The sequence below is a fragment of the Pseudomonadota bacterium genome (assembly GCA_030860485.1).
In the GTDB taxonomy this organism is placed as follows: Bacteria; Pseudomonadota; Gammaproteobacteria; order JACCXJ01; family JACCXJ01; genus JACCXJ01.
Map to the genome: position 1 here is coordinate 1 of JALZID010000288.1, position 7,299 is coordinate 7,299.

At 61.0% G+C, this 7,299-nt stretch carries 6 protein-coding genes and 1 pseudogene; 6 read left to right on the forward strand and 1 reads right to left on the reverse strand.

The window, feature by feature from the left end; translation table 11 throughout:
- Nucleotides 1-278: pseudogene (locus M3461_17835) on the forward strand (ATP-dependent RecD-like DNA helicase).
- A 979-nt stretch (nt 279-1,257) separates the two neighbouring features.
- Here the strand turns inward: M3461_17835 and M3461_17840 are convergent.
- Nucleotides 1,258-1,329 carry an excalibur calcium-binding domain-containing protein gene (locus tag M3461_17840; protein MDQ3776074.1) on the reverse strand — a complete coding sequence of 24 codons (72 nt, stop codon included), beginning with the start codon at nt 1,327-1,329 and terminating at the stop codon, nt 1,258-1,260.
- Between the two features lie 313 nt (nt 1,330-1,642).
- On the opposite strand from M3461_17840, the gene M3461_17845 reads away from it, so the two are divergent.
- The 5 genes from M3461_17845 to M3461_17865 all read left to right on the forward strand — a co-directional run.
- A complete protein-coding gene (locus M3461_17845; GenBank protein ID MDQ3776075.1) occupies nt 1,643-1,996 on the forward strand; it encodes a hypothetical protein in 354 nt (117 codons plus the stop codon).
- A gap of 741 nt (nt 1,997-2,737) precedes the next feature.
- Nucleotides 2,738-3,124 (forward strand): hypothetical protein, encoded by a 387-nt coding sequence (locus M3461_17850; GenBank protein ID MDQ3776076.1) that lies wholly within the window; start codon nt 2,738-2,740, stop codon nt 3,122-3,124.
- A gap of 76 nt (nt 3,125-3,200) precedes the next feature.
- Complete coding sequence (locus M3461_17855; protein MDQ3776077.1) at nt 3,201-4,037, forward strand: TIR domain-containing protein; 837 nt, start codon at nt 3,201-3,203, stop codon at nt 4,035-4,037.
- A complete protein-coding gene (locus M3461_17860; protein ID MDQ3776078.1) occupies nt 4,025-4,846 on the forward strand; it encodes a metallophosphoesterase in 822 nt (273 codons plus the stop codon). The genes M3461_17855 and M3461_17860 overlap by 13 nt, the downstream gene beginning before the upstream one ends.
- A gap of 126 nt (nt 4,847-4,972) precedes the next feature.
- A partial coding sequence (locus M3461_17865) for a tetratricopeptide repeat protein (GenBank protein ID MDQ3776079.1) occupies nt 4,973-7,299 on the forward strand: 2,327 nt, incomplete at its 3' end.

Consider the following 7,299-nt stretch of genomic DNA (forward strand, 5'->3'; position numbering starts at 1 on the left):
GGCTCTCGGGATCGGTGGAGCGGGTCACGTTTCACAGCGAGGAGACGGGCTTCTGTGTCTTACGGGTCAAGGCACGAGGGCATCGGGAGTTGGTGGCAGTCGTCGGTACCGCGGCGGCGGTAAGTCCCGGGGAGTTTGTCGAGTGCCAGGGGGAGTGGACGAACGACCGAAACCACGGCTTGCAATTCAGGGCACATGAGTTGCGGGTGGTCCCGCCGAGTACCGTCGAGGGCATTGAGAAGTACCTCGGATCGGGGATGGTCAAGGGTATCGGCCCGAAGTTGTTGACACATTCCGGAGCCCTTCGGGCCGTGTGGACGGCCTATGGACAACATCCGTGTTGCCCACAGGCCGCCCACACTCTCGGGCCTCTCGCCCACAAGCTCCACAGGCTCAACAACGACATTACAGAAAGAATGATGCACTACCCTAATCCACACTCCGAGTGTTCAACTAACGCTGGTACTTGGGTGTTCAATTAACGCTGGTACTTCACCCATGAGCGGTCGTTGGATTGCTCACCGACAGTTGCGGAGGCAACAAGGTTATCCTAAGCCTCTGTGAGTCTCACGAACGCTACGAGGAGTCCACCGCGTCGGAGCTTGTGAGCGATGAGATCTTCGCGTGTGCTTGTTTAGATCTCACCCGGATGGCACCACCAAAGCTCTTGGCTAGGTTCGAGAGCACCTGGGTGCGACGGATTATAGCATCGGCACCGGGCTTGCCTGCATCGCGTGGACAGGACGAGGCGCCAGGTGCGGCTCTTTAGGGAAATGCCCGAACCCGCGCCAGTACCGGCGTTTCGGGGGGCGCACGGCTATCGAGGCTTCTCGACTTCGCGGTCGCTGTCCCTGGCCAGTCGTTGGTATAAGCTATTGAAAAGATAAAATTAAAGCGTTTATAATTCCCGGCTATGATGCGTACGAGTGCTCATAACATGAAGAGGTTGTGGCCACCCGCCCGCGACGTCTCGAGCGCGGGTCCTGGGACTTGATGTCTGCCAGCTCCACGTGCTGTCCGTCGGTGGGGCGGGCCGCGGGCGCGGAGGCGCGGGGCTGCATGAGCGTCTGGCCCTGCACATGGGCGCAGACCTGCAGCAGGTGTTCGGCTGGACGCGGAGGGCCGCCCGGTCCAGAAAGCCGCTGCAGGCATGCTCGCTCCCGTTGTCGTCCGTAAGCTTCGGTCAAACGTCGATGTCGTTTTTCAGCTCGCCGGGCACGCGTAGCAGCGGCTTCGTCCCGGTTGCTCCTCGCTGCTTTATCTACACAGCTTCTCACACGGGATCCCATCTTTATCATTATCTAATCTGTACAGGTCTACGTCCTTCATGTAATACATTGCTTCTTTGCAAGACGACATCTGCCTGCGCGTACGCCCGCAAGGCCCTGCTGCGTCGAGGCGTCGGGCGACTCGGCTCTTGGTGGCCGCAGACCGGATGACCACCACCCCGTAGGGCGTGTAGCGCTCCCTACCGCGATCGACCAGGACCGCCTCCGCGGCATTGTCCCGCGGGACCAGGAGTGCACGTCCGGCGTTTGGCACCGACAGGGCCGAGGACAGATTCCACAGCATTGTGGATGACATAAAATCTTACGTAGAGTCAACTACGTTTCTCTGCCTTGACATCTAATTTCGAGATGGTATGTCCCAGTATCTCAAGGGTAGGCGGGCCGTCACGGTCGGAAGGGGCACGCCGGCTACGGGATCACGCAACGCCAATAAGGTCGCCGGGGAGGCCCTGCTCTGGGCGCGCTCGGGTAGGCGCTCGGTACGAGCTAGGGGGCTACCGGGCGACAATCGGCAGTGTCATGGATCGGGTGACAAAGCGCCGCCCGGCCTGGGCTTTGTTGCAAAGGGCAAGGCCGTTTCTGATAATGGCCGCTCGCTCTTCGTTCCGGGAGACGTGGACTTGATCAATGATCTCAACGAGCGTCACGAGCTGGCAGAGCGGCTTGCGGCGCCCCGCACGAGCTTCGCTCCCCGGTCCACTACTTGAGGCGCTATGCGACAAAGCGGCTCGCTTGGAATGCCTCTTCTGGATCTCCTCGCTCGGCCCCGCCGCCCGAGGCGCTCGCCCACCGTCCTCCTGGGCCTCGAGGCGCCGCGGCGACCACAGTCCCCGAGGTCTTCCTGCCGGTGGCGACCCGGGCGTCGATCACGCCGGGCGAGTTGGTGCGCCTGGACAGCGTCGTGTCCCTGACGCTTCGGCGGCTCCGCGATTTCGGACTGACGGGCGTCGCCCAGGCCCTCGTAGCCATCGAGCTCCGTGCCCGGACGCGCCGTCCACGGCCACAACACCAAACAAGAGGCGAAACCTCTTGCACGGCTAATTGATAGGAAAATCATATACGAGATCGACGGCCTGACTCTTAAAGGTCCACCTCAGACGCACGTTGTCAATATCAGGGTTGAGGGGGGACTCGCCGGTATTACGGCAGGTGGGTTCTGAGGCCACGCAAAGAAAGGAGCAGATCAGGATGAGCCTCACAATCTTCTACAGCTATCTAACCGGCGCGGAGCACACTTTCCACACGACGGGCGACGAGGTCGTAATCGGGCGGCCTGTGTATGAGCCGGTTCAACTTGATCTCTCGCCCGACCCGAACGTGTCACGCCTGCATGCGCATTTATTCTACAGTCTGGGTACTGGTGGGCTGAGGATCTAGGCAGCAGGTACGGAACTCTTCTTAACGATAAAAGAGTAACAGGGCAAGCCGAACTATCGCCCGGGGACCAGATGAAGATAGGCGATACCGTCCTCCGAATCGATTTCTCGGCATCTGATGTGGCGCCGGGGCCGGGGGTAGTTGAAAGTCTGACGGTCGATGAAGTCCTTCCTCCACCGTCTGTGTCAGAGGATAAGCGCCTGGAAGTGTTGGCGAGGGTGACAGAAATCGCGGCCACCTCGCAGTACCAGCAGGCTATGCTGGAGAGATTTCTTGAAGAACTGGGCCGTGCCTTTCCAAATGCCAGCAGGCGCACGATTGTCCTGATCGAGGATGGCGAACTGGTGCCGCGCGTCAACTGGCCGCCGCTGTCCGCCCAGTTCAGCTTTACGCTGGCGCGGCGGGCGATCACGACGGGCCGGGCGCTGATGTGGAAGCCGTCAGCTCGAGTTGGATAATGACGCGCCCGTGGCCCCGAGCCTCTTGGACACGGCAGCCGCGTTATATGCCCCGATGTTAAGCAACGGGTTGTTCGTGGGCGTCATTCATCTGGACACGACCTCGTCGGAAGCGGATTTCAGGGACGAGGATAGAGACCTGCTCAGTTTAATGGCGAACACGATGGGCCCGGCTATCAGGGCCGGCGGCCTCGGTTCCCTTCCACCATTACCGACGGTCTTCATCTCTTACGCGCACGGGGATAGAAATTTCGTTTCTCAACTGGCGAACGACCTGCGGCGCAGGCGGGTCAGGGTGTGGCTCGACCAGCGGCTGAAAGCCGGAGAAGACTGGCGCAGACAACTCGCCGCGGCCATAAAAGGAACGAACGCCTTCGTGCTGGTGATGTCGCCGCAAGCCACCGCATCCGAACACGTGCTTTGGGAGCTTAATACGGCGCAGTCAATGGGCAAGAAGGTATTCAGTTTGATGTATCAGGACTCCGCGGCGCCTCTCACTATTCTGCCCCTGCAACATCACATTCATATAGGCGTGGACTACACGGCCGCCTTGGACGAACTGGTGAAAATGCTTTATGAGTTGGAGTCACCGGCCCTGAAGGGGAAGTGGGAGGTAGAGCCGGGTGGGATCGACGGAAGCCGGGCGGTCGTCGAGGTAGGCTGGGAGCAAGAGGAAAGGGCCACACCGCAGCCAGAAGTCGTCCCCTCCGCTTCGTCGCTGTCCATTCTCCACCTTTCTGACCTGCACTTCGGCACCGAAGAAAACGCCGTCAACTGGTTTAGCCAGCTGGACGACGATTTGCGCCGCGAACTCGGCTGCGAGCGCCTCAATGCGCTCGTCGTCTCCGGCGACATCGCCAACTTTGTACCGAGGCAGAATACCAGGCGGCTCGGCGCTTCATGGAATTACTGAGTAAGAGCTTCAATCTGGAGGCGGAGCAAATCGTCATCGCCCCCGGCAACCACGATCTAAGTTGGACGGCCTCCCGCGCCGCCTACAAGTTAATGCGCCGGGAAGAACTCAGCCCCGACACGCCCAGGGACAGTTATATAGACCGCGATGGGGTCGTCGAGCTGCGCGACGACGAGCAGTACGAGGAGCGCTTCGTTAATTTTAGTAACTTTTATAAGGCCGTCAAAGGGGAGAGCTACCCCCTGGAGTACGGCAAGCAATTCAGCATAGCCCATCTTCCGGCCCAGAAGCTGTTGATCCTCGGCCTTAACTCGGCGTGGAAGCTGGATCACCACTACAAGACCCGCGCCGACATCTACTCCGTCGCGCTTTCCAACGCCCTCATCAGCATCAACGAGTCGGCGCAGGCGTACGAAGGTTGCCTCAGGATCGCAGTCTGGCACCACCCACTCACTAGCGCGTTCGAAGACCGGATTAAAGACCACGGCTTCATGGAGCGCCTGGCGGTCAACGACTTTCGCATCGCCCTGCACGGCCACATTCACAAAGCGGACAACGGGCGTTTCCGAATCGATTTTTCCAGCGACGGGCGCGGCATAGATACAATCACGGCAGGAACGTTCGGCGCCCCCGTCAAAGAGTGGACGCCGGGCCACCCTTTGCAGTACAACCTGCTCAGGGTGGAGGGCCAAAAGCTGACGGTGGAGACCAGGCGGCGGGAAGAACTCGGCGGCGCGTGGAGAGCGGATGCGCGGTGGACCCCGGGTAAGAACCGCGACCCTCAGCCGCGGTACACGATTGAGCTCTGATCTCTGAGCGGAATCATCCTTACGCGGAAGGGCCGGCCAATGCCCTCGAAATCAAAGCCTCACTATCAAGCAGGAGCCAGGATCGGCGGGCGCTACCTGATTCATCAGGGCGCGCTGCAAGGGAGCATGGGCGAAGTTTATCTCTGCCTCGATCTTGAACTAAACGTTCCTGTGGCCCTCAAGACGTTTCAGCGTTCTTACATTGATAAGCCGAGTCTGCGCGAAAGCCTCGACACGGAAGTGGAGGTCTGGGTGGCGTTGGGAAAGCACCTGAACATCGTCCGCTGCTTACATCTCAACATCGTAGACAGCCTGCCCTTCATCTTCATGGAATGGGTCGCCGGTGACAGGAAGCTCGGGACAGACCTGCGCAGCTGGTTGAGGCAGGGAGCGTTGCCTCCGCGTCGCGCGCTGGATTTCGCTCTCGACATCTGCCGGGGGCTGAGCCGCGCCGCGCAAAAAAAGCCAGGGCTCGTGCACCGAGACTTGAAGCCGGAAAACATCCTGATCACGGACCTGCGTGTCGCCAAGATTACCGACTTCGGGCTGGCGAAGGTGTTCCGCGCCGCGGTGGCCTCCGGTGAGAGCGTAAGCGAGACGGGGGCGCAGCCTCAACCTTCCGCACCGCCGGGGCCGATGTTCTACATGGCTCCGGAGCAATGGCGTGGCGAGCCGCTGGACGTACGCGCGGACATCTACGCCATCGGCTGCATCCTGTATCAAATGCTGGCGGGGAGCCTGCCTTTCGCCGCCAGCACCATCAATGAGCTGCGTCGCCTGCACTCTGAGGCCACCGTCCCGAAGTTGCCGGGCGGCGGGAACGTCCCCGAAGCGCTCACCAGGACGCTGGAGAGGTGTCTGGCTAAGGATAGGGGGGAGAGGTTTGTGACCGCCGAAGAAATGTCCGGCGAGCTCTCAGACATATACCGACGGGAGTTCTCAGAGCCGCCGCGCGAGTTCACCCTCGACGACGAGTTCACGGCCGCCGAGCACATGAACCGCGGCAACACCTACGAAAGGCTGGGCCGGCACGAAGAGGCGCTGGCCGACTTCAACACCGCGGCCCGGCTCGCGTCCGACGACGCCGACGTCTACTCGAACCGCGGCAGCGCCTACAACATGCTCCGCCGCTACGACGAGGCCCTCGCCGACTTCGCTCGCGCCATCCAACTGGACCCGGCCTTCCCGCATGTCTACACCAACCGCGGCACGACCTACGACGCCCTGAACCGCCGCGAAGAAGCCCTCGCCGACTACACGCGCGCGATACAGGTGGATGACTCCTACACCGAAGCCTATTACAACCGAGGCCGCACCCGTGGCATGCTCGGACTCTACGAAGAGGCCATAGCGGATTTCACACGGGCGATAGAACTCGACCCCAAATTGGCCGTCGCCTATGCCGGGCGCGGCAACGCCTATGGCGGCCTGGAACGCTATGAGGAGGCGATAGCCGACTACGACCGCGCGCTGAAAATTGACCCTATCCTGTCGCCTGTCTACCTCGACCGCGGCGGGAAAAATTTCATCCTCGGTAGATACAAGGAAGCTCTGTCCGACTTCAACAAGGCCACCTATTTCGACCCGAACGATTACCTGGCGTATTACAGGCGCGGACTCACTCGCGCCACGCTGGCTGAGCACGAAACGGCCAGGGGCGACTTCAGCCGCACCATTGAGCTAAACCCCAGGTTCGCCCACGCCCACACCGCTCGCGCTGAAGCTAACTTCGCCATCGGGCGCTACGAGGAAGCCCTCACTGATTTCAACTACGCTCTCGAGCTCGACCCTACAGATTTTACTGCGCACCTGGATCGCGGCGCTCTATACGCCCGCTTCAAACGGTACGACGAGGCGAGGGCGGACTTCGCTCGCACCATAGAGCTCAAGCCCGCGACGGTGCAGGCGTACATGAAGATGGGCGCGCTGCTGAGCTTTCTCGGCGCACCGCACGAAGCTCTGCCTTACTTTGAGGAGGCCGCAAAGCTGGGCGATCCGGAAGCCGCTCAGCACGTTGAGCGGACGCGGCAGGTGTTGCTCGCGGGGGCTGGCGTGCCGGACAGTTTCGCCGCGCTGTCCACCGAACGTTCCGCCGGCGTCAGCTCGCGTGAACTCGCGGCGGGCGAGATGGTGGAGGTGGGTAGGCAGCTCCCCGAACCTGTCGCCACGTCCGCCCGAAGTGGGGATTTGACCGCGGCCGAGTACGTTAATCAAGGCGTAGCATACAAAGCCTTCGGACGCCTCGAAGAGGCTTTGGCGGCCTACGACCGCGCCGTCGGGCTCGAACCGAATTTCGCGCCCGCCTACAGCAACCGCGGGAACGTCTATAAGGGAGCCTCTAAAAATTGTGATGAAAGCCTATACTGCCGCGGCATGTTACAAGGGATTTCACTATCCAGGCCGATTTTGGAGCAGCATCAGGGATCTAGATCGGCCTTTTTGAGGGGATCATC

What these genes read in the sequence shown, in the direction of transcription:
- M3461_17860 (MDQ3776078.1), top strand. Translation starts at nt 4,025, where the DNA reads ATGGAATTACTGAGTAAGAGCTTCAATCTGGAGGCGGAGCAAATCGTC.
- M3461_17850 (MDQ3776076.1), top strand. Translation starts at nt 2,738, where the DNA reads ATGAAGATAGGCGATACCGTCCTCCGAATCGATTTCTCGGCATCTGAT.
- M3461_17845 (MDQ3776075.1), top strand. Translation starts at nt 1,643, where the DNA reads ATGTCCCAGTATCTCAAGGGTAGGCGGGCCGTCACGGTCGGAAGGGGC.